The sequence below is a fragment of the Streptomyces sp. NPDC048664 genome (assembly GCF_040650555.1).
GTDB lineage: Bacteria > Actinomycetota > Actinomycetes > Streptomycetales > Streptomycetaceae > Streptomyces.
This window is the reverse complement of record NZ_JBEZHK010000008.1, coordinates 212,109-231,475: the sequence shown is the minus strand read 5'-3', so window position 1 is coordinate 231,475 and position 19,367 is coordinate 212,109. Positions and strand designations below refer to the sequence as shown.

20 protein-coding genes are annotated in these 19,367 nt (G+C 72.4%); 5 read left to right on the top strand and 15 right to left on the bottom strand.

Annotation, left to right across the window (positions count from 1 at the left end; translation table 11 throughout):
• Window positions 1-128 precede the first annotated feature (128 nt).
• Complete coding sequence (locus AB0C59_RS11895; RefSeq protein ID WP_363003243.1) at window positions 129-494, top strand: DUF2795 domain-containing protein; 366 nt, start codon at window positions 129-131, stop codon at window positions 492-494.
• A 153-nt stretch (window positions 495-647) separates the two neighbouring features.
• Here AB0C59_RS11895 and AB0C59_RS11890 read toward each other — a convergent pair whose 3' ends face one another.
• Entirely contained in the window at window positions 648-1,007 is a 360-nt protein-coding gene (locus tag AB0C59_RS11890; RefSeq protein WP_363003327.1) for a DUF6158 family protein, read from the bottom strand.
• Window positions 1,008-1,066: 59 nt separating this feature from the next.
• On the bottom strand, window positions 1,067-2,686 hold the full coding sequence (locus AB0C59_RS11885; protein WP_363003241.1) for an ATP-binding cassette domain-containing protein: 1,620 nt from the start codon (window positions 2,684-2,686) through the stop codon (window positions 1,067-1,069).
• Window positions 2,687-2,864: 178 nt separating this feature from the next.
• On the opposite strand from AB0C59_RS11885, the gene AB0C59_RS11880 reads away from it, so the two are divergent.
• The 3 genes from AB0C59_RS11880 to AB0C59_RS11870 all read left to right on the top strand — a co-directional run bounded on the left by AB0C59_RS11880 (window position 2,865) and on the right by AB0C59_RS11870 (window position 5,575).
• A complete protein-coding gene (locus AB0C59_RS11880) occupies window positions 2,865-4,361 on the top strand; it encodes a phosphatase PAP2 family protein (protein ID WP_363003239.1) in 1,497 nt (498 codons plus the stop codon).
• Window positions 4,362-4,528: 167 nt separating this feature from the next.
• Entirely contained in the window at window positions 4,529-5,362 is an 834-nt protein-coding gene (locus tag AB0C59_RS11875; protein ID WP_363003237.1) for a class I SAM-dependent methyltransferase, read from the top strand.
• A gap of 42 nt (window positions 5,363-5,404) precedes the next feature.
• On the top strand, window positions 5,405-5,575 hold the full coding sequence (locus AB0C59_RS11870; protein WP_363003235.1) for a hydrophobic protein: 171 nt from the start codon (window positions 5,405-5,407) through the stop codon (window positions 5,573-5,575).
• Between the two features lie 123 nt (window positions 5,576-5,698).
• On the opposite strand, the gene AB0C59_RS11865 is transcribed toward AB0C59_RS11870, so the two are convergent.
• From AB0C59_RS11865 to AB0C59_RS11855, 3 genes are all read right to left on the bottom strand, one after another.
• Window positions 5,699-6,355, bottom strand: a complete 657-nt coding sequence (locus tag AB0C59_RS11865; protein WP_363003233.1) for a GvpL/GvpF family gas vesicle protein — start codon at window positions 6,353-6,355, stop codon at window positions 5,699-5,701.
• 44 nt (window positions 6,356-6,399) lie between these two features.
• Window positions 6,400-8,247 (bottom strand): transketolase, encoded by a 1,848-nt coding sequence (locus AB0C59_RS11860; protein WP_363003231.1) that lies wholly within the window; start codon window positions 8,245-8,247, stop codon window positions 6,400-6,402.
• A 366-nt stretch (window positions 8,248-8,613) separates the two neighbouring features.
• A complete protein-coding gene (locus tag AB0C59_RS11855) occupies window positions 8,614-8,784 on the bottom strand; it encodes a hypothetical protein (protein ID WP_363003229.1) in 171 nt (56 codons plus the stop codon).
• Between the two features lie 123 nt (window positions 8,785-8,907).
• Between AB0C59_RS11855 and AB0C59_RS11850 the strand changes: the two genes are divergently transcribed.
• Window positions 8,908-9,261, top strand: a complete 354-nt coding sequence (locus AB0C59_RS11850) for a VOC family protein (protein ID WP_363003227.1) — start codon at window positions 8,908-8,910, stop codon at window positions 9,259-9,261.
• A 3-nt stretch (window positions 9,262-9,264) separates the two neighbouring features.
• On the opposite strand, the gene AB0C59_RS11845 is transcribed toward AB0C59_RS11850, so the two are convergent.
• The 10 genes from AB0C59_RS11845 to AB0C59_RS11800 form a co-directional block, all read right to left on the bottom strand.
• Complete coding sequence (locus AB0C59_RS11845; RefSeq protein WP_363003225.1) at window positions 9,265-9,813, bottom strand: GNAT family protein; 549 nt, start codon at window positions 9,811-9,813, stop codon at window positions 9,265-9,267.
• 24 nt (window positions 9,814-9,837) lie between these two features.
• A complete protein-coding gene (locus AB0C59_RS11840; protein WP_363003223.1) occupies window positions 9,838-10,089 on the bottom strand; it encodes a LapA family protein in 252 nt (83 codons plus the stop codon).
• Between the two features lie 88 nt (window positions 10,090-10,177).
• On the bottom strand, window positions 10,178-11,101 hold the full coding sequence (locus AB0C59_RS11835; protein WP_363003221.1) for an LD-carboxypeptidase: 924 nt from the start codon (window positions 11,099-11,101) through the stop codon (window positions 10,178-10,180).
• Window positions 11,098-13,083, bottom strand: coding sequence for a prolyl oligopeptidase family serine peptidase (locus tag AB0C59_RS11830; RefSeq protein ID WP_363003219.1), 1,986 nt, complete (start codon window positions 13,081-13,083; stop codon window positions 11,098-11,100). Before AB0C59_RS11830 ends, AB0C59_RS11835 begins: the two co-directional genes overlap by 4 nt.
• A gap of 23 nt (window positions 13,084-13,106) precedes the next feature.
• The gene (locus AB0C59_RS11825) at window positions 13,107-14,411 is read right to left on the bottom strand and encodes a M20/M25/M40 family metallo-hydrolase (protein WP_363003217.1); all 1,305 of its coding nucleotides are present in this window, start codon (window positions 14,409-14,411) and stop codon (window positions 13,107-13,109) included.
• A complete protein-coding gene (locus AB0C59_RS11820; RefSeq protein WP_363003215.1) occupies window positions 14,404-15,237 on the bottom strand; it encodes a M55 family metallopeptidase in 834 nt (277 codons plus the stop codon). Before AB0C59_RS11820 ends, AB0C59_RS11825 begins: the two co-directional genes overlap by 8 nt.
• A gap of 94 nt (window positions 15,238-15,331) precedes the next feature.
• Window positions 15,332-16,234, bottom strand: a complete 903-nt coding sequence (locus AB0C59_RS11815; RefSeq protein WP_363003213.1) for a sugar phosphate isomerase/epimerase — start codon at window positions 16,232-16,234, stop codon at window positions 15,332-15,334.
• A 1-nt stretch (window position 16,235) separates the two neighbouring features.
• A complete protein-coding gene (locus AB0C59_RS11810; RefSeq protein WP_363003211.1) occupies window positions 16,236-17,111 on the bottom strand; it encodes an ATP-binding cassette domain-containing protein in 876 nt (291 codons plus the stop codon).
• Between the two features lie 9 nt (window positions 17,112-17,120).
• Window positions 17,121-18,182, bottom strand: coding sequence for an ABC transporter permease (locus tag AB0C59_RS11805; RefSeq protein ID WP_363003209.1), 1,062 nt, complete (start codon window positions 18,180-18,182; stop codon window positions 17,121-17,123).
• A 5-nt stretch (window positions 18,183-18,187) separates the two neighbouring features.
• Entirely contained in the window at window positions 18,188-19,264 is a 1,077-nt protein-coding gene (locus AB0C59_RS11800) for a sugar ABC transporter substrate-binding protein (RefSeq protein ID WP_363003207.1), read from the bottom strand.
• Between the last annotated feature and the right edge of the window lie 103 nt (window positions 19,265-19,367).

Below are 19,367 nucleotides of genomic sequence, written 5' to 3'. Positions count from 1 at the left end.
ACGGGCCGTCCGTGGCGAGATCCATGGCGAAAACGGCGGCAGGAAAAGCGTGTCCGCCATCCAGGGGACTTCTGTGTCGATCGCGGACCCTCGGGTACGCGAGGGCCAGCCGAAGATCTGGAGGATTCATGCAGCGAGGCAGCGACCGGCTCAGCGTTCACCGGGACGACGAGATGAAGCACGAACTGCAGGGTCTTCTGCGGTCCGGTCACTTCACCCGGACCGAGGAGTGGCACGACCCCGAACCCGTCGCCGACGACGACCCCCCGGCCTGGGCCGGAGCGGCGGCGCCGGGCGGAGCGACCTCCGTCGCGGACGTGCGGTTCGAACTGGCACGGCACCTGGGACGTACGGCCTTCCCGGCCCGGCCTCCCGAGCTGATCGAGCGCCTGCGCCGCGAGCACGCCCCGGACGGGCTCGTGGCCCTGGTGCAGCAGCTGCCGCGCGGGGCCAGCTTCACCAACGCCCACGAGCTGGCGGAGGCGGTCGTCTAGCCGGCCGCCCCGCACGAGGACACGAGGAAGGGAGGTGCCGCATAGCAGCCCGTACGCGACAGGACCGACCCGCACGGAAGGAGGTACCCGGACACAGACCCAGACGCAGCCGCAGGAAAGGAGGTGCGGGACGAGGGCGGGAGGGCGCCGGAATCAGAGCACGGGTTCCGTGCCCTCCCGCTCTCCACGCCCGTCGCGCTCCACCTCGCCGAGTTCCGTCAGGACCGTTCCCCGGTCACGCTCCCGGGCCCCGTCGCGGGTGCGGCTCGACGCCACCCCGCGCCGTGGGTGGCGCCGCAGGTACTCGCCCTCCAGCTGGGCCATGCGGTCGTTGTGCGTGCGCAGCGCGTCGCCCGAGCCGTACAGCAGGGTGTCGTGGCGGGTGCGGTGGATCGTCTCCAGCTCCTTCATGAGCTGCTGCTCGGTCAGCCGTCCGGGCTCGACTCCGGTCATGTGCGACCCCGTTCGTCGTGTTCCTCCGGTGCGGTCCGGGTACCCGCCCGGCGGCAACATCCCGAGCGGCACGGTCCCGGTTCCTGGGCCCTTGTACTCATCCTGCCCCGGGCGGACCGCTACCGCATGCGCTCCACCCGACGCTCGTCCCACACCGGCTCCGCCGACTCCCTCACCCGCCCGTCGCTGCCGAAGACCAGGTAGCGGTCGAAGGACCGGGCGAACCAGCGGTCGTGCGTGACCGCGAGGACCGTGCCCTCGAACGCCTCGAGGCCTTGCTGCAGCGCCTGCGCGGACTCCAGGTCCAGGTTGTCCGTCGGCTCGTCCAGCAGCAGGGCCGTGACGCCCTGGAGCTCCAGCAGCAGGATCTGGAAGCGTGCCTGCTGCCCACCGGACAGTCGTTCGAATTTCTGTTCGGCCTGCCCGGTCAGCTCGTAGCGGCGCAGCCGCGACATCGCCGCCCCCTGGTCCTGGGCGTGCTCCCGCCACAGGATGTCGAGGAGCGTGCGGCCTTCGAGCTCGGGATGCGCGTGCGTCTGCGCGAAGTGTCCGGGCACGACGCGTGCCCCGAGCCGCCACTGCCCGGTGTGCGTCACGTCGCCGCCCGCCAGGAGCCGCAGGAAGTGCGACTTGCCCGAGCCGTTGGAGCCGAGGACGGCGACGCGCTCGCCGTAGAAGACCTCCAGGTCGAACGGTTTCATCAGGCCGGTCAGTTCGAGTCCCGCGCAGGTGACGGCTCGGACGCCGGTACGGCCGCCCTTGAGCCGCATCGTGATCTCCTGCTCGCGCGGCGGCTCGGGCGGGGGCCCGGCCTCCTCGAACTTCCGCAGCCTGGTCTGGGCGGCCTGGTAGCGGGAAGCCATCTCGTGGCTGACGGACGCGGCCTGACGCAGGTTCAGCACCAACTTCCGAAGCTGGGCGTGCTTCTCGTCCCAGCGCTTGCGCAGTTCCTCGAAGCGGGCGAAGCGCTCCCGGCGCGCCTCGTCGTAGGTGGCGAAGCCGCCGCCGTGCACCCAGGCGTCCGCGCCGGCCGGGCCCGGCTCCAGCGACACGATGCGCTGTGCGGCGCGTGCCAGCAGTTCGCGGTCGTGGGAGACGAACAGGACGGTCTTGCGGGTCTGGGCGAGCCGCTCCTCCAGCCAGCGCTTGCCGGGCACGTCGAGGTAGTTGTCGGGCTCGTCCAGCAGCAGCACCTCGTCGGTGCCGCGCAGCAGCGCTTCCAGGACGAGCCTCTTCTGCTCGCCCCCGGACAGGGTGCGCACCTCGCGCCACTGGGCCTTCTCGTACGGCACCGCGAGCGCGGCCATGGTGCACATGTCCCACAGCGTCTCGGCCTCGTAGCCGCGGGCCTCGGCCCAGTCGGCGAGCGCCTGCGCGTACCGGAGCTGGGCCGCCTCGTCGTCGACGGCCATGACGGCGTGCTCCGCCTCGTCGACGGCGCGGGCCGCCTCACGGATGCGTGGCGGGGCCACCGACACGAGCAGGTCCCGCACCGTCGTCCCGTCCCGTACGGAGCCGACGAACTGGCGCATCACCCCGAGCCCGCCGCTCGTGGTGACGGTCCCGGCGTGCGGCTTCAGCTCGCCGGAGAGCAGCCGCAGCAGCGTGGTCTTCCCGGCTCCGTTGGGCCCGACGAGCGCGACGATCGCGCCGTCGCCGACCCGGAAGGACACGTCGCCGAGCAGTGTCCTCCCGTCGGGGAGGTGGTACTCGAGGTGCGCGGCTTCCAGATGTCCCATACGGCGCATTGTCGGCGGGCCCACCACGACCGGGCAAGCCGATATATCGCCCGGGCGGCAGGTGGGGGGGCAGGGACGGCGGGGGCGCCGGGCCGGTCGGCTGTCCGGGTGTCGCACGTCTCGGCACGCCCCTGGAGCGGCCCGGCACGCTCGGGCCGTGCCGGGGTATGCGCCTTGCATGACCATCCCTGACGTCGACCTCACTCTGCGTACGGCCGTGCCGCATCCGCTCCGCGACCGGCTGCTCTCCCACGACGGCCGCCTGTTCCAGGCCATCGCGGCCCGGCACTGGCCGGGCGCGGACCGCCTGCTTCCCCGGCTCAGCCGGTCCGCGAACCACGGCGTGCTGTGGTTCGCGACGGCCGCCGCCATCGCCGCGACCCGCACCCCCCGCGCCCGCCGGGCCGCGGTCCGCGGTGTCGCCTCCCTGGCCCTGGCCTCCGCCACCATCAACACCGTGGGCAAGCGCTCGGTGAGGCGCCCCCGTCCGGTGCTCGACCCGGTCCCCGCCGTCCGCCGGCTCAAGCATCAGCCGATCACCACGTCGTTCCCCTCGGGTCACGCCGCCTCCGCGGCCGCCTTCGCCGCGGGGGTCGCGCTGGAGTCGCGCGGCTGGGGTGCGGCGGTCGCGCCCCTGGCCGCGGCCGTCGCCGTCTCCCGTGTCTACACCGGGGTCCACTACCCGAGCGACGTGGTGGCGGGTGCGGCCATGGGTGTGGGCGCCGCGTACGCCGTGCGCCGTCTGGTGCCCACCCGGGACCCGGTGCCGCCCGCGGGCCGTCCGGGCGAGGACGCGCCCGCGCTGCCGGACGGGACCGGGCTGGTCGTGGTGGCGAACCGGGCCGCGGCGACCTCGGACCGGGTGCGTGCCGTGCGGGACGCCCTGCCCGGCGCCGAGGTCGTCGAGTGCGAACCGGAGGACGTGGCGACGCAACTGGAGAAGGCGGCCGCACGCGCCCGGGTGCTGGGGGTGTGCGGCGGCGACGGCACGGTGAACGCGGCGGCGGGTGTCGCGCTGCGCCGCGGTCTGCCGCTCGCCGTCGTCCCCGGCGGCACCCTCAACCACTTCGCGCTCGACCTGGGGATCGAGGACGTCCGGGACGTGATCGCCGCCGTGCGGCGGGGCGAGACGGTCCGGGTCGACGTGGGCCGCTTCTCGTCGGGCGCGACCCAGGGCTGCTTTCTGAACACCTTCAGTCTGGGTGTGTATCCCGAGCTGGTGCGTGAGCGGGAGCGCTGGTCGCCCCGGATCGGCGGCTGGCCGGCCGGGGTCCTCGCCGCGCTGCGTGTCCTGCGCGCGGACCGCCACCCGCTGCGCGTGAACCTGGGCGGCGAGAGCCGTCCGCTGTGGATGCTGTTCGCGGGCAACGGCACGTATCACCGGATGGGCCTGGCCCCGGCGCGGCGCCGCGATCTGGCGGACGGCCGGCTGGACGTCCGGGTCGTGCACGGCGGCCGTGGCCCCGCCGCCCGCCTGGTGGCCGCCGCGTTCGCGGGCCCGCTGTCCCGCTCCCCCGCCCACGCAGCCGTCCGGGTGCGGCGCCTGCGGCTGGACGGACTGGCCCCGGGGACGCCGCTGGCCTACGACGGTGAGGTCACCGAGGTCCAGGGCACGCTGACGCTCGAGAAGGTGCCGCAGGCGCTGACCGTCTACCGCCCGCTGCCGCCCAACTGAACGCCCCCACTCACCATCCGCCCGTATGACAAGACGCACGTCTCGTCATGCGGCATGAGGGCCTAACGTGTCGGGCACGGCTCCCCACCGCCCCGCGGCCTCGCCGCGGGGCGTTCGCGGAGACACGAGGGAGCACGACGCGACTCGACACAGAGAGGCGGGCAGCCATGTCGACACGGTCGGGCCGGACGGGAGAGACGGCCGTCTACACGCACGGCCACCACGAGTCCGTGCTGCGCTCACACACCTGGCGGACCGCCGCCAACTCCGCGGCGTATCTGCTCGGTTCGCTCGAACCGCACATGACGATCCTGGACATCGGCTGCGGCCCCGGCACCATCACCGCGGACCTGGCGGAACGGGTCCCGCAGGGCCGGGTCACCGGCGTCGACCGCGCCCCGGGAATCCTGGAGCGGGCACGCGCCACGGCCGCCGCGCGCGGTCTGACCCAGGTGGACTTCGCGGTCGCGGACGTCCACGCGCTGGACTACCCGGACAACACGTTCTGCGTGGTCCACGCACACCAGGTGCTCCAGCACGTGGGGGATCCGGTGCGCGCGCTGCGCGAGATGCACCGGGTGACCAGGCCGGGCGGGCTCATCGCCGTACGGGACGCGGACTACGCGGCGATGACCTGGTACCCGGCGTCCGAGGGGCTGGACAGCTGGCTGGACCTGTACGAGCGGGTCGCCCGGGGCAACGGGGGCGAGCCGGACGCCGGACGGCGCCTGAGGTCATGGGCGCTGAGCGCGGGCATCCGGGACGTGACCGCGACCTCCAGCACCTGGACCTTCGCCGACGACGAGGACCGGGCGTGGTGGAGCGGCCTGTGGGCCGACCGCACCCTCGCCTCGGAGTACGCGGACCGGGCGGTGGCAGGGGGGCACGCGAGCGTCGAGGAACTGCGCGCCCTCTCCGACGCGTGGCGGGAATGGGGGACACGGCCGGACGGCTGGTTCTCCGTTCTGCACGGTGAAATTCTCTGCCGGAAGGGCGTCTGAACCCCGTCGCGCGGGCAATACGGTGTGCAGGAGGTTCACACCATGGTTCCCATTCTGCTGGTTCTTCTGCTGGTGCTCGTGCTCTTCGGCGCCGGATTCGCGATAAAGCTGTTGTGGTGGCTCGCCCTCGCGGTCCTGGTGCTCTGGCTGCTGGGATTCCTGGTGCGCGGCACCAACGCGTCCGGCGGTCGGGGCCGATGGTACCGATGGTGATCGAGCGATAGCCCGGACAGCCCGGAGACCGTTCGCGGCCCGGGACCCCTGGTCGGGGTCCCGGGCCGCGAACGGTCTGCACGGCACGCGTCACACAGGGCCCTGCTCACTCGGGGCCCCTGGTCACACGGGGTTCCGAGAGCCTTCCGCGGCGTCGGGCAGGCCGGTGAAGGAATAGACCGCCCAGGGGCCCGTGAGTTCCACCTGGATTCCCTGGACCTCCCCCTCGGCCCGGTCCACACGTTCCACGAATTCCTCGGAACGGGACCGTGGCACCAGATAGGCCGCATCGAGAACCGAGTGCTCCGACGCCCCAAAAGACGTCGTACCCGCCGGGGCGTGCGCACGGGAATCCTCCGCCTGCCCCGAGAGGATTTCATGCAGGCGGCACGCGAATTCCTCCGCCCCCGCTCGCGCCCGCTTCCCGGTGACGTCGTCGCACGAGACCCTGAGGTTCCATTCGACCCGCCCTTCGATCCGTTCCAGGGCGCGCCGGAACTCCTCCTCGCGCTCCTCGATCATCACCCGGACGGCACTGTCGTCCGGGAACACCAGCCCGGGCCGCAGCGGAAGCGGGGTGGTGACGCCGGTGAGGGCGTCGACGATGTTCCGGTGGGCGCGGGACATGGTGCGCCAGTCGGCGTCCGCCGGGACCTGGCTGACCACGGCCACCAGGCCATGGTGCTCCAGTTGCCGGGCCGGAGCGCCGGACACCCCCGTCAGCTGGAGAGGCGCGCTGAGGGGGCGGCAGACGGCGTAGACGTATCTGAGCGGAGCCATGGTGTCTCCCTCCTGCCCCGTGCCCGCCCACCTCACGCGGGGGCTCACCGGACGACGGCCTCCTCCACCAGCAGCCGGGCCGCCGTGGCGATGGACTCGGCGTCGATGCCCGCGGCGTGCAGCTGCTCGCCGGAGGTCGCCGAGCCCGGCATCGAACGGACGGCGAGGCGCACCAGACGCGGCACGGGGCGCCCGTCCACGAAGGCGTCCAGGACCGCGTCGCCGAGACCGCCCTCCTCCCGGTGGTCCTCGACCGTGAGCAGGCAGCCCGTGCGCTCGGCGGCCTCGCGCAGGGTGGCCTTGTCGACCGGCTTGACCGAGTAGAGGTCGATGACCCGGACCGGGATGTCCCGCTCGGCCAGGCGGTCGGCCGCCTTGAGCGCCTCGTGGACGGTGACCCCCGCGGCGACGAGGGTGAGCCGGTCCTTCGACGTGGCGCGCAGAACCTTGCTGCCGCCGATCGGGAACTCCTCGGTGGGGCCGTAGACGACGGAGCTCTTGCCGCGCGTGGTGCGCAGGTAGCGGATGCCGTCCAGGGAGGCCATGGCGGCGACGAGGCGCGCGGTCTGGTTGGCGTCGCACGGGTACAGCACCGTCGATCCGTACAGCGAACGAAACATCGCGAGATCCTCCAGGCCCATCTGGGAGGGGCCGTCCTCGCCGATGGCGCAGCCGGCGTGCGAGCCGACCAGGTTGATCCCGGAACCGCTGATCGCGGCCATGCGGAGGAAGTCGTGGGCGCGGGTCAGGAAGGCGGCGAAGGTGGAGGCGTACGGCACCCAGCCGCGCGCCGCCATGCCCACGGCCATCCCGACCATGAGCTGTTCGGCGATGTAGCACTCGAAGTAGCGCTCGGGGTGCTCCTTGGCGAAGTACTCGGTGCGGGTGGAGTCCCCGACCTCTCCGTCGATGGCCGTGATGTCGCCGCGGGCGGTGCCGACGGCCGCGAGTGCCTGGCCGAAGGCGTCACGGGTGGCGATCATGTCGCCGATCTCGTAGCGCGGCAGGTCCAGGTGGCCGCTCTGCACGGTGTGCATCGTCCTCGCGGCGGGCGGCGGCTGGACGTCGACGCGCAGATCCCGTACGCCGCCTAGTTCGGCGATGGCCTCTTCCGGGTGGGGCAGCGGCTTGCCGTGCATTCCCTCGCGGTTCTCCACGGCGGCGACGCCCTTGCCCTTGAGGGTGCGGGCGAGGATCGCGGTGGGCCGTCCGGTCGTCGACCCCGCCTCGGTGAAGGCCTGGTCGACGGCTTCGACGTCATGTCCGTCGACCTCGATCGTGCGCCAGTCGAAGGCCTTGAAGCGGCGGGCGTAGGCGTCCAGGTCGTGTCCGTGCCGGGTCGGTCCGCGCTGGCCCAGCCTGTTGACGTCGACCATCAGGATCAGGTTGTCGAGGTGCTCGTAACCGGCGTGCTCGGCGGCCTCCCACACGGAGCCCTCGGCGAGTTCGCTGTCGCCGCACAGCACCCAGACGCGGTAGCCGGTGTGGTCCAGGCGCTTGCCCGCCATGGCGATGCCGACGCCGACGGGCAGGCCCTGGCCGAGCGAGCCGGTGGCCGTCTCCACCCAGGGCAGCCGGCGGGGCGTGGGGTGGCCCTCCAGGCGGCTGCCCAGTTTGCGGAAGGTGAGCAGCTCCGTCTCGTTGATGGCCCCCGCGGCCTTGTAGACGGCGTAGAGGAGGGGGGAGGCGTGCCCCTTGGAGAGGACCAGCCGGTCGTTGCCCGGGTGGCCGGGGCGGTCGAAGTCGTAGCGGAGGTGGTGAGCCACCAGGACGGCCATCAGGTCCGCGGCCGACATCGAGGAGGTGGGGTGTCCGGAGGCGGCCGCGTCGGCGGCGCGAACGCTGTCCACGCGCAGCTGCTGGGCGAGTTCGTGGAGCTGACGGGTCTTCATGTTCCTTCCTCCGTGGCGTGGGTGGGGCGGGGGCGGCCTGCTGTGACGGCGTGGACACGTTGGGTGTCCGCCTGTCGGGCGCGTGCGCCGCCCCGTTCCGTCCTGGACCTTTCGCGTCCCCCTGGGCGGGGGGCCCAAACGCCGCCGGTCGGGGCGTTTCGCAACGCCCTTGTCCTGGCCTGGTGGGGGGTGCGCAGTTCCCCGCGCCCCTGGGGGGTGGGCCTGCTGGGGTGGGATTGCGGGTGCGGGTTCGTGGGGTGATTTGCGCAGTTCCCCGCCCCTGGAGGGGTGGCTTGCTGGGGAGCGATCGCGAGTGCGGGCTCGTCGGGGGTTTTGCGCAGTTCCCCGCGCCCCTGGAGGGGTGGGTCAGGGGTGGGTTCGTTGGTGGGGTAGGGAGGGGGGTGTGGTGGGTTTGCGGGCTGCGCTCAGGGTGAGGGCCAGGCCCAGGGCCAGGGCTCGGGCGGTGTCCGCGTACTCCGGTGCCGCTCGCCGGCTGTCGCGGTCGAGTTCCGGGGGTTCGGCGTCCGTGCGTTTCATGACCGCCGCATACCCGTCCCGCACCCGGGTACGGCCGTATGCGCCAGGGACCATCCATGTGGCGTAGCGATGCGCTCGAAACGATCTCTTCTCGCACCGGCGACAGGCCCTAGGCTCGTGCGCATGGAGATTCTGGGAGCCTCACTGCGCGTGTGCGTCGACGATCTGGAGTCGGCGGTCCCCTTCTACGAACGCCTCGCGGGCGGCAGAGCTCTCCGGTTCGAGCGCGGCGGCGTCCAGGTGGCCGCGGTCGGCTGCTTCCTGCTGATGAGCGGGCCCGAGGCCGAACTCGACGTCCTGCGCAAGGTGGCGGCCACGATCGCCGTCCAGGACGTGGACGAGGCCCACCAGGTGCTCGCGGACCTCGGCGCGCGGATCATCGCCGGGCCGGTGCCGACACCGGTGGGCCGCAACCTGATCGCGGCGCACCCGGACGGAACGGTGTACGAGTACGTGGACCGCCGCCCGGCCGGCTGACGCTCACGGGCGAGGGAGCATCTCCGCGGTGATGGCCCAGCGTTCGTGGTCCCGCCAGGCACCGTCGATGTAGATCATCTTCGGTGAGTAGCCCTCCAGGCGGAACCCGGCGCGCTGGGCCAGGGCGATGGAGGCGGTGTTCCCGGGCTGTGCGTTGATCTCCAGTCGATGCAGGCCCAGCGGCCCGAAGGCGTACCGCACCACGAGGTCGAGGGCCTGCGTCATCAGTCCGCGCCCGGCGGCGTGCGCGAAAGCGCCGTATCCGAGGGCTCCGGACAGGAAGCCGCCCATGACGATGTTGTTGATGTTGACGAACCCCGCGATGGCCCCGCTCCCCTTCTCGCACACCAGGAACCCGGCCTTCGACGGATCCTCGATGAGCCGGCCCGCGTACGCCGCGTAGGCCCCCGCGGTCAGGGGCGGTGCGAGCCACGGATGGTGCAGGTCCTTGCTCTCGCGGGCCCGGGCCGTGAACTCCGGCTCGTCCTCGTGGGTGAACGGGCGTATGCCCACGCGGGGGCCTTCGGCGAGATACTCACGGGTCACAGGCACGGCGACACCCTAAGGGCTGTGCCGTCACCCGCGTCGACTCATGAAGATCGCACCGCACACCGCCCCGACCACCGCCGTACCGAGCAGGGCCAGCCACTGCGGCATGGTCACCAGCGGGATGAGCAGCCGGATCTTGGTGTGCTGGGTGTTCTCGAAGATGAACACCAGCACGAGCGCGGCGAGTACCAGCCCGGCGATCCTGCGGGGCGTCACCCCGCGCCGGTCCTGGTACGCGCCGCCGCCCGTACCGGTCTTGCGGGAGGTCTTCGGGCTCATGGGACCAGCATGCCAGCGCCCGCGCGAACCGCCCGGCCGGTGCGGTCCGTACGGGTGACGGCCCCGGTGCGGCTCCGTCCCGCCTCCGCTACGCGAGCGCCGGCGTGTCCAGCGTCAGCGTCCCCGTGTCGGCGTCCAGCTCGGCCGCCACACCGAGCGGGATCGTCAGCGCGCCCTCCCCGTGTCCGAACCCGAACCCCTCCACGACCGGAATCCCGAGCCCGCCGAGCCGGTCGACGAAGACCTCGCGCAGCAGGTCGTAGGGGCCGCACTCCTCCCAGGAGCCGAGGGCGATCCCGCTGACCCCGTCGAACCGGCCGGAGCGCAGCAACTGGGTGAGGATGCGGTCGATCCGGTACGCCTCCTCCCCGACGTCCTCGATCATCAGCAGTCGGCCCGGGGCGGGGGTGCGGGCGTCCGCCGTGCCGAGGCCGGTCGCCAGCAGGCTCAGGCAGCCGCCCAGGGTGACGCCGCGGGCGCGGCCGGGCACGAGCGCCGTGCCCGGCGAGGCGATGGTCATGACGGTCTCGGGCGCGAACAGCGTGGCCCGCAGATGGTCCTGCGTCCGCGTGTCCTTGAGGAAGCTCTCCGCCGACACCATGGGCCCGTGCAGGGTGGCGAGGCCGAGGCGGGACGCGACCGCCTCGTGCAGCGCGGTGATGTCGCTGAACCCGACGAGCACCTTCGGCCCGGCGGTGCGCAGCGCGTCCCAGTCGAGCAGGTCCACGATGCGCTGGGCCCCGTATCCGCCCCGTGCGCAGAGCACCGCGGAGACCTCCGGGTCGCACCACGCCGCCTGCAGGTCGGCGGCGCGGTCGGCGTCGGTGCCGGCGAGGTAGGGGAAGCGGGGGTGCCGGTCCAGGACGTGCGGGGCCACGGCCGGGTCCAGCCCCCAGCCGCGCAGGATGTCGAGCCCGGCCGCGAGCCGCTCCTCGCGCACGGGTCCGCTCGGGGCGACGACGGCCACCCGGGCGCCCGGGGCGAGTCTGGCCGGTCGCAGGAGGTCCGTCATCCGGTGAGCTCCAAGGTGGGAACGGCAGGCGGTCGCAGCCCGAACACCTGGGCGTACAGGGACAGTTCGGCTTCCAGGGCGCGCACTATGGTCTCGGCCCGCCGGAAGCCGTGCCCCTCGCCCTCGAAGGCGAGGTAGGCGTGGGGGACCTTCCGCTCCGCGATGCGGGCCAGGAACCGTGCGCACTGGGCGGGCGGGCAGACGGCGTCGTCCAGCCCCTGGAGCAGCAGGAAGGGCGCCGTGATCCGGTCGGCCTGTTCGAGGGGCGAGCGCTCGATGTACCGCTCGGGCACCGCGTCGTAGGACCCGACCAGGGTCTCCAGATACCGCGACTCGAAGTCGTGCGTCTCCAGCGCACCCCAGTTGACCAGGTCCAGGACGGGGTAGCTGATCGTCCCGCACGCGTACACGTCCGTCATCGCCAGGGACGCCGCCGTGGTCCAGCCACCCGCGCTGCCCCCGCGCACGGCCAGCCGTCCGCGGTCCGCGCTGCCCTCCTCGGCCAGCGCCAGCGCGACGGCGGCGCAGTCCTCGACGTCCACGACACCCCACTGCTCGCGCAGCCGGTCGCGGTACGCGCGGCCGTACCCGGTGGAGCCGCCGTAGTTGACCACGGCGACGCCGATGCCGCGCGTGGTGAAGTAGGCGATGTGCAGGTTCAGGACCAGCGCGGCGCGGCTGGTGGGTCCGCCGTGCGCCCAGACCACGTAGGGCGGCAGCTCGCCGTCCGGGGCGTGGTGGCCGGGGTGGTGCGGCGGGTAGACGTGGGCGTGGATCTCACGGCCGTCCGGTCCGGTGAAGGTGCGGGAGCGGGGCTCGGGGTAGTAGGCGGGGTCCACCAGGTCCTCGTGGGCGGCGCCCACCACGCGGGCCCGGCCGGTGCGCGCGTCCAGTTCGAGGACCTCGGCGGAGCTGCTCGGTCCGGCGCCGATCGCGGCGATCCGGCTGCCGTGCACCGCGAGCGTGGAGGCGAACTCGGTCCAGGGCCCGGCCGTGTCGACCACTTCGCCGCTGTCCGGGTCCAGAATCGCGAGCACTCCCGCGCCCTTGCCGTGCACGACGGCGATCAGCCCGTTGTCCAGGGGCGCGAACCAGCGCGCTCCGATCTGCCACAGCGGGCCGCCGAACTCCTCCTCGCGCGGGCACAACGGCAGTCCGTCCCGGTAGAGGTTCCACCAGCCGGTGCGGTCGCTGACGTACAGCAGGGAGCCGTCGGCGGCCCACTCGGCCTGGCAGATCGACTCCTCGGCGCCGCCCGCCACCGTGACCGGGTCGTGGAAGGCGCCGTCCTCGCCGACCTCGGCGGCGATCACCTCGGTGCCGTCCCACGGCATCCGCGGATGGTCCCAGGCGAGCCAGACCGCGCGCCGTCCGTCCGGTGACAGGCGCGGCCCGGTGACGAACCGGTGGCGCGCGTCGGTGAGTTCGCGCACGGCCCGGCGGTCCTCGGCGGCCGAGCCGTCCAGCGGCACCGCGGCGGGCACGCGCCGTACGTCGGTGGGCCCCGGCCCGGTGAACTCCTCCAGCACGCACCAGACCTCGCCGCGCTCGACACGCAGCTCGGGCTCGGCCCAGCGCAGTCCGCCCCCGACCTGCGAGAGCGGGGTGAGCGGGCGTGGCCGCGCGCCGGGCACGGCCGGCTCGTAGGCGTAGAGCCGCTGGTCGGCGAAGTTCACGAACACCACCAGGGGCCCCTCGGCGCCCATGTGTCCGCTCCAGGGGCGGCCGCCGTACTCCATGACCCTGCTGCGCACGTTCCACGGCTCGGGCAGCACGGGGGACGTCGTGCCGTCCGCCGCTCGGCACACCAGGGCCCGCCGTCCGCCCTCGGTGGGACGCGCCTCGGTCCACCACATCTGCGCGCCGACGAAGCCGACCCACTCCGGCCGCCCGTCGTGCGAGGCGCACAGCGCGGCGTCGATGGGTGAGGGCCAGGATCCGTACTCCAGGGCCTGGGTCCTTGTCTGCATGATCTCCCCCATTTTCTCTGTCTTTCCCCTAGTCGTCAGGCCGTGCGCAGGAAGCGGTCCAGGACGCGGACGCCGAAGTGCAGCGCCTCCACCGGAACACGCTCGTCCACGCCGTGGAACAGGGCCCAGTAGTCGAAGCCCTCGGGCAGTCTCAGCGGCGCGAAACCGTATCCGGTGATGCCGAGGCGCGAGAACTGCTTGGCGTCCGTGCCTCCCGCCATGCAGTACGGCACCACGTGCCCCTCGGGCGCGAACTCCTGGACGGCCTCGCGCATCCGGGCGTACAGCGGGGTGTCCAGCGGCGCCTGGAGGGCGACCTCCCGGTGCTCGAACTCCCAGTCCACACCGGGACCGGTCAGCTCGTCCAGCGTGGCGCGGAACTCGTCCTCGCCGCCGGGCAGATAGCGTCCGTCGACATACGCCACGGCCTGCCCCGGAATCACGTTGACCTTGTATCCGGCGCTCAGCATGGTCGGGTTGGCGCTGTTGCGGACGGTCGACTCGACCAGCGCGGCGGCCGGGCCGAGCTTCTCCAGCAGTCCGTCCACGTCGTCCAGGCTCGCGTCGAGCCCGTAGAGCGCCGCGAGTTCGCCGAGCGCGGCCCGCACCGTCGGGGTGACCCGCAGCGGCCACTCGTGGGCGCCGATCCGGGCGACGGCCGCCGCGAGGCGGGTCACCGCGTTGTCGCGGTTGACCTTGGAGCCGTGGCCCGCCCGGCCCCGGGCGGTGAGCTTCAGCCAGCCGGTGCCGCGCTCGCCCGCCGCGATCGGGTAGATCTGCCGGCCGGCGCCGTCGTGGAAGGTGAACGCGCCGGACTCGCCGACGGCCTCCGTGCAGCCCTCGAACAGAGAGGCGTGCCGGTCGGCGAGGAATCCCGAACCGTCCTCGGCGCTCGCCTCCTCGTCCGCGGTGAACGCGATGACGATGTCGCGCCGGGGACGCACGCCCGAGCGCGCCCAGGAGTTCACCACGGCCAGGATCATCGCGTCCATGTTCTTCATGTCGACGGCGCCCCGGCCCCACACCACCTCGTCCCGTACCTCGCCGGAGAACGGATGGACGCTCCAGTCGGCCGCCTCGGCGGGCACCACGTCGAGATGACCGTGGACCAGGAGGGCGTCCGCGGACGGGTCGGTGCCCTCGATACGGGCGACCACGTTCGTGCGCCCCTCGGTGCGCTCCAGCAGCGCCGGCTCCAGCCCCGCCTCGGACAGCCGCTGCGCCGCGTACTCCGCCGCGGGCCGCTCACGGCAGTCGCCGCCCCCGCGGTTGCTGGTGTCGATGCGGATGAGGTCGGAGGTGAACCGCACGACCTCGTCCAGTGCCCGCTCGTCAGCCATACTGCTCCTCCACCGCCGCGGCCACGATCGTCGTGACCGCCTTGAACGTGCGGATGCCCTCGTACATGGTGTCGCTGGTGTACGCGACCTTCCGCTCCCCGACGCGGTCCACGCCGGGCACCACGGTGGCGCTCGACGCCAGGTGCTCCGCGTCGAACTCCACCGCGAGGGTGAACGGTCCCCCCGCCACGGGCTCGTGCCGCACCGCCAGGGAGGCCGCCTCCCGTGCCGCCGCGCGGATGTCCGCGGCGGTTCTCCCGGGGGTGCGGCACACGGCCGCGTACCGCGAGACATGGTCCTTGACGGCGACCTTGAGGGCCTCCGGCGCGTACCCGAGCGCGTCCTCGCAGGCCACGTCGTCGCCGGTGACGAGGACGACGGGGACGCCGAACTCCGCGACCACGTGCGCGTTGAGCAGGCCCTCGCCGGCGCGCCGGTCGTTCAGCCACACGCCGGTGATCGAGTTCGCGAGGTAGGTGTGGGCGAGCACGCCCTCCATGCCGGCGCCCGCGTGGTAGCCGACGAACGCGATGCCGTCCACGTCGCCGTGCTGGACGCCTTCCACCATGGACAGGGTCTTGTGGCGTCCGGTGAGCAGCTGGGCCCGCTCGTCCAGCTGCTCCAGGAGCAGGTTGCGCATGCTCCAGTGAGCCTCGTTGATCAGCACGTCGTCGGCGCCGCCGTCGTAGAAGCCGAGCACGGCCGCGTTCACGTCCGAGGTGAACATCGGCCGGCACCGCTCCCACTCGGGTCTGCCCGGCAGCACGTCGGCGGGCCAGGTCACACCGGTGGCGCCCTCCATGTCGGCGCTGATGAGGATCTTCATGCCTCGAAACCGTACGCGCTCCGCGCGATCCGCGCCGAACCCTGTGGACAAGTGTCCCGGCCCCGGGCGGCGGTGCCGGCTCCGCGGAGGCGGGTCAGGCCCCGCAGGAGCGGAGGAACGCCCGGGTGCGCGCGGCGATCGGGAGCGGTTCGTCCGGCGCGCAGGGGTACATGTCCTGCTCCACGATGGCGAACAGGTCCACGCCCAGGCGCTGCGCGGCGGCGAGGACCGGCTCCAGCGCGGGAACGCCCCGCGGCGGCTCGCACATCACCCCGCGCCGCACGGCGGGCCCGAAGGCGACGCCGTTGGACACGACGTCGGCGAGGATCTCCGGGTCGACCTGCTTGAGGTGCAGATAGCCGATGCGCTCACCGTACGTCTCGATGAGCCGGACGCTGTCGCCGCCGCAGTAGGCGTAGTGCCCGGTGTCCAGGCACAGGTTGACCAGGTCGGAGTCGGTGGAGTCGAGGAAGCGTTCGACGTGCTCCTCGGTGTCCAGGTGTGTGTCGGCGTGCGGGTGGACGACGATGTCCAGGCCGTAGGCCTCCCTGACCTCGTGGCCGAGGCGTTCCATGCCCCTGGTGAGGTGCGCCCACTGCTCGGCGCCGAGCTCGGACGGTTCCAGGAGCGCGGCGGTCCTGTCGTCCCGCCAGAAGGAGGGGATGACGACCAGGTGCCGGGCGCCCATCGCCCGGGTGAGCGAGGCGACCCGGCCGACCTGTTCCCAGGTCGTCTCCCACACGCCCGGCCCGCGGTGCAGCGCGGTGAAGACGGTGCCCGCCGACACCTTCAGGTTCCGCCTGCCCGTCTCCTCGGCCAGCCGTGCCGGGTCGGTCGGCAGATAGCCGTAGGGGCCGAGCTCGATCCAGGAGTAGCCGGCGCCGGCGACCTCGTCCAGGAAGCGGTCCCAGGGCACCTGCCGCGGGTCGTCCGGGAACCAGACGCCCCAGGAGTCCGGGGCCGAGCCGACCCGGATACGGTCCAGGGCAGTGGTCATGTCACGCGCTCCCTTCCTCCCTCAGGGCCCCCGCCTGCGGGAGCCCCTCGGTGTCGATGCCGCGCTCCTGCGCCAGCTCGTGCCTCAGCGCGGCGAGTTCCGCGCCGCCCGCCATGTGGTGGGTCAGCTCGTCCAGGCCGACCCGCGACCGGTCCGCGCTCAGCTCCAGGGTGCCCAGGCGCAGCACGCTGAAGTGGTCACCGACCATGTGGGCGTGGTGCGGATTGTGGGTGATGAACACGACGCCCAGTCCGCGCTCGCGGGCGGCGGCGACGTACTTCAGGACGACACCGGACTGTTTGACGCCGAGCGCGGCGGTGGGCTCGTCCAGGATGAGGACGCGGGCGCCGAAGTGGACGGCGCGGGCGATGGCGACGGACTGCCGCTGCCCGCCCGACAGGGTTCCGACGGGCTGTTCGAGGTCGTCCAGGGCGATGCCCATGGCGCGCAGTTCGTCGTCCGCGGTCCTCTTCATCCGGGCGATGTCCAGGCGGCGGACCGGCCAGGGGCCCTTGGTCAGTTCGGAGCCGAGGAAGAAGTTGCGCCACACCGGCATCAGGGGCACGGTGGCCAGGTCCTGGTAGACGGCGGCGATCCCCCGGGCCAGCGCCTCGCGCGGGGTGGTGAAGCGCACCGGTGCGCCGTCCACGAGGAACTCGCCCTCGGTGTGCTGGTGCAGACCGGAAATGATCTTGATCAGGGTGGACTTGCCGGCGCCGTTGTCGCCCAGGACGCAGGTGACCCTGCCCGGGCGGACGGCGAGGTCGACGCCGTGCAGGGCACGGACGGTGCCGTACGACTTGCCGACGCCGCGCAGTTCCACCAGGGGTGGCGCGGCGGCCTCCGTCGGGGTCGGGGTCGGGTCAGCGGTTGTCATGACGCGTGCTCACCTCCGGGTGGCGGACGTGCGGACCCACAGATTGACGAGGGTGGCGCCCAGGAGCATCACGCCCAGGAACGCCTTGAACCAGTCGGGGTTCCAGCCGGCGTAGACGATGCCCAGGCTCACCATGCCGAACATGAAGGCGCCGAAGACGGGGCCGATCGCGGAGCCGTGCCCGCCGGTGAGGAGACAGCCGCCGATCACCGCTGCCGCGATGTAGATCAGCTCCTGGCCGACGCCCTCACCGGACTGCACGGTGGTGAAGGCGAACAGCTGGTGCATGCCGACGAACCAGGCGCCGAAGCCGACCAGCATGAACAGCGAGATCTTGGTGAACCGCACGGGCACGCCGACGGCCCGCGCGCTGTCCTGGTCACCGCCGACCGCGAAGACCCAGTTGCCGTACCTCGTGCGCAGCAGCACCCAGGTGGCCAGGGCCGCGAAGAGCAGCCACCACAGGACGGTGACCCTGAACCGCACCCCGCCGACGGTGAACGACGACGCGAAGACGGCCTTGGCCTGGCCGAAGCCCTCCATGTCGCTGATGTCGTCGGTCGCCACGTTGCCGGTGATCAGCTTGGTGACCGCGAGGTTGACGCCCTGGAGGCCGAGGAAGGTGCCCAGGGTGATCAGGAAGCTGGGCAGCCCGGTGCGCACCGTCATCCAGCCGTTGAACGCCCCGACGGCGAGCGCGACGACGAGCGACACGACGACGCCCACCCATACGTTCATGGTCAGCTGGTAGCTGACCATGCTCGCGGTCAGTGCCGAGGTGACCACGGCGACACCGGCCGACAGGTCGAACTCCCCGCCGATCATCAGCAGTGCCACGGGCAGCGCCATGATGCCGATGGTGGACGACTGGTAGAGGACGGTGGCCATCGCGGCGCCGGTGCGGAACGTCGGGGCCACCGCGAAGAAGAACACGAACACCGCGGCGGCGCCCAGGAGGACGCCGACCTCGGACCGGGCGAGCAGCCTCAGCGCCAGGGGGCGCCGAGCGGCACGCCGTTCGGGGCCGGGGGCCGGGGGCGAGGTGACCGCCGGCGGGGCCTGCCGGGACATGGCGCTCACCTGGTGCCCTTCGCGGCGAAGGCGGCGATGGTGTCGACGTTGGCCTTGTCGACGAAGGCCGGGCCGGTCAGCACCGGCTGCTCACCGCCGCCGCTGTAGTTGCCGTTGTTCTTGTACAGCCACAGGGAGTCGACCGCGAGATAGCCCTGGAGATAGGGCTGCTGGTCGACGGCGAACTGGATGTCGCCCTTCTTGATGGAACCGGTGAGCTGTTTGTTGAGGTCGAAGGTGGCGACCTTGGCCTTGCTTCCCGCGTCGGACAGCGACTGCACCGCGGTCAGCGCGTAGGGCGCGCCGAGCGCGACCACGTAGTCGATCGAGCTGTCCTGCTTGAGTTTGGCCGAGATGGTCGACTTCACGGACGGCATGTCGGTGCCGTTGACGTAGAGGATCTGGGTGGTGCCGCCGAACGTCTTCCTCACCCCGTCGCACCGCTGGGTGAGCCCCACGTTGCCCTGCTCCTGGACGACGCAGACGGCGTTCCTGGCGCCGACGGAGTTCAGCTTCCTGCCGAGCGCCTGGCCCGCCACGCTCTCGTCCTGCCCGAAGAACTGCATCAGGCCGAGCCTCTTCCAGTCGCTCAGCCCGGAGTTGAGGCCGACCACGGGTATGCCCGCCGCCCTCGCCCCGGCGACGGCGTCCTTCATGGCGTCCGGTTTGGCGAGGGTGACCGCGATGCCGTCGACCTTCTGGTCCACCGCGTTCTGCACGAGGTTGGCCTGGTTGCCCGCGTTCGGGTCGGCGGAGTAGACCAGCTTGATGTTGTCCTTGGCCGCGGCCGCCTCGGCGCCCTTGCGCACGATGTCCCAGAAGGTGTCGCCGGGTGCCTGGTGGGTGACCAGTGCGACCGTCATACGAGGAGTGGTGGCCTTGCCCGCGGCGGTGCCGGGGCTGTTCTCCTCGGCCTTCCTGCCTCCCGAGCTGCTGGAGCAGCCGGCGACGAGCAGCGCGGACGCCGCGGCCAGGGCGACGAGCGGCGCGGCCCGGAAGGGGCGGAGGGGGCGAGAGGCGGGTGAACGACCTGCGAGGGAGCGGCGCGCGAGGGGACGGTGGGCATCGGGTGTGCGATCCATCTTTCCTGCACCTCACTGTGCGGCGACCGGGTGACCGGGGATGGGACCGGATACAAGACCCTGCACCACCCCCCTGTCAATACTTTGTCAAGACATCATTTCT

Bases quoted from the DNA above. Each gene is read 5' to 3' on its own strand.
- AB0C59_RS11895 (WP_363003243.1), top strand. From the start codon at position 129: ATGCAGCGAGGCAGCGACCGGCTCAGCGTTCACCGGGACGACGAGATG.
- AB0C59_RS11890 (WP_363003327.1), bottom strand. From the start codon at position 1,007: ATGTTGCCGCCGGGCGGGTACCCGGACCGCACCGGAGGAACACGACGA.
- AB0C59_RS11885 (WP_363003241.1), bottom strand. From the start codon at position 2,686: ATGGGACATCTGGAAGCCGCGCACCTCGAGTACCACCTCCCCGACGGG.
- AB0C59_RS11880 (WP_363003239.1), top strand. From the start codon at position 2,865: ATGACCATCCCTGACGTCGACCTCACTCTGCGTACGGCCGTGCCGCAT.
- AB0C59_RS11875 (WP_363003237.1), top strand. From the start codon at position 4,529: ATGTCGACACGGTCGGGCCGGACGGGAGAGACGGCCGTCTACACGCAC.
- AB0C59_RS11870 (WP_363003235.1), top strand. From the start codon at position 5,405: ATGGTTCCCATTCTGCTGGTTCTTCTGCTGGTGCTCGTGCTCTTCGGC.
- AB0C59_RS11865 (WP_363003233.1), bottom strand. From the start codon at position 6,355: ATGGCTCCGCTCAGATACGTCTACGCCGTCTGCCGCCCCCTCAGCGCG.
- AB0C59_RS11860 (WP_363003231.1), bottom strand. From the start codon at position 8,247: ATGAAGACCCGTCAGCTCCACGAACTCGCCCAGCAGCTGCGCGTGGAC.
- AB0C59_RS11855 (WP_363003229.1), bottom strand. From the start codon at position 8,784: ATGAAACGCACGGACGCCGAACCCCCGGAACTCGACCGCGACAGCCGG.
- AB0C59_RS11850 (WP_363003227.1), top strand. From the start codon at position 8,908: ATGGAGATTCTGGGAGCCTCACTGCGCGTGTGCGTCGACGATCTGGAG.
- AB0C59_RS11840 (WP_363003223.1), bottom strand. From the start codon at position 10,089: ATGAGCCCGAAGACCTCCCGCAAGACCGGTACGGGCGGCGGCGCGTAC.
- AB0C59_RS11835 (WP_363003221.1), bottom strand. From the start codon at position 11,101: ATGACGGACCTCCTGCGACCGGCCAGACTCGCCCCGGGCGCCCGGGTG.
- AB0C59_RS11830 (WP_363003219.1), bottom strand. From the start codon at position 13,083: ATGGGGGAGATCATGCAGACAAGGACCCAGGCCCTGGAGTACGGATCC.
- AB0C59_RS11825 (WP_363003217.1), bottom strand. From the start codon at position 14,411: ATGGCTGACGAGCGGGCACTGGACGAGGTCGTGCGGTTCACCTCCGAC.
- AB0C59_RS11820 (WP_363003215.1), bottom strand. From the start codon at position 15,237: ATGAAGATCCTCATCAGCGCCGACATGGAGGGCGCCACCGGTGTGACC.
- AB0C59_RS11815 (WP_363003213.1), bottom strand. From the start codon at position 16,234: ATGACCACTGCCCTGGACCGTATCCGGGTCGGCTCGGCCCCGGACTCC.
- AB0C59_RS11810 (WP_363003211.1), bottom strand. From the start codon at position 17,111: ATGACAACCGCTGACCCGACCCCGACCCCGACGGAGGCCGCCGCGCCA.
- AB0C59_RS11805 (WP_363003209.1), bottom strand. From the start codon at position 18,182: ATGTCCCGGCAGGCCCCGCCGGCGGTCACCTCGCCCCCGGCCCCCGGC.
- AB0C59_RS11800 (WP_363003207.1), bottom strand. From the start codon at position 19,264: ATGGATCGCACACCCGATGCCCACCGTCCCCTCGCGCGCCGCTCCCTC.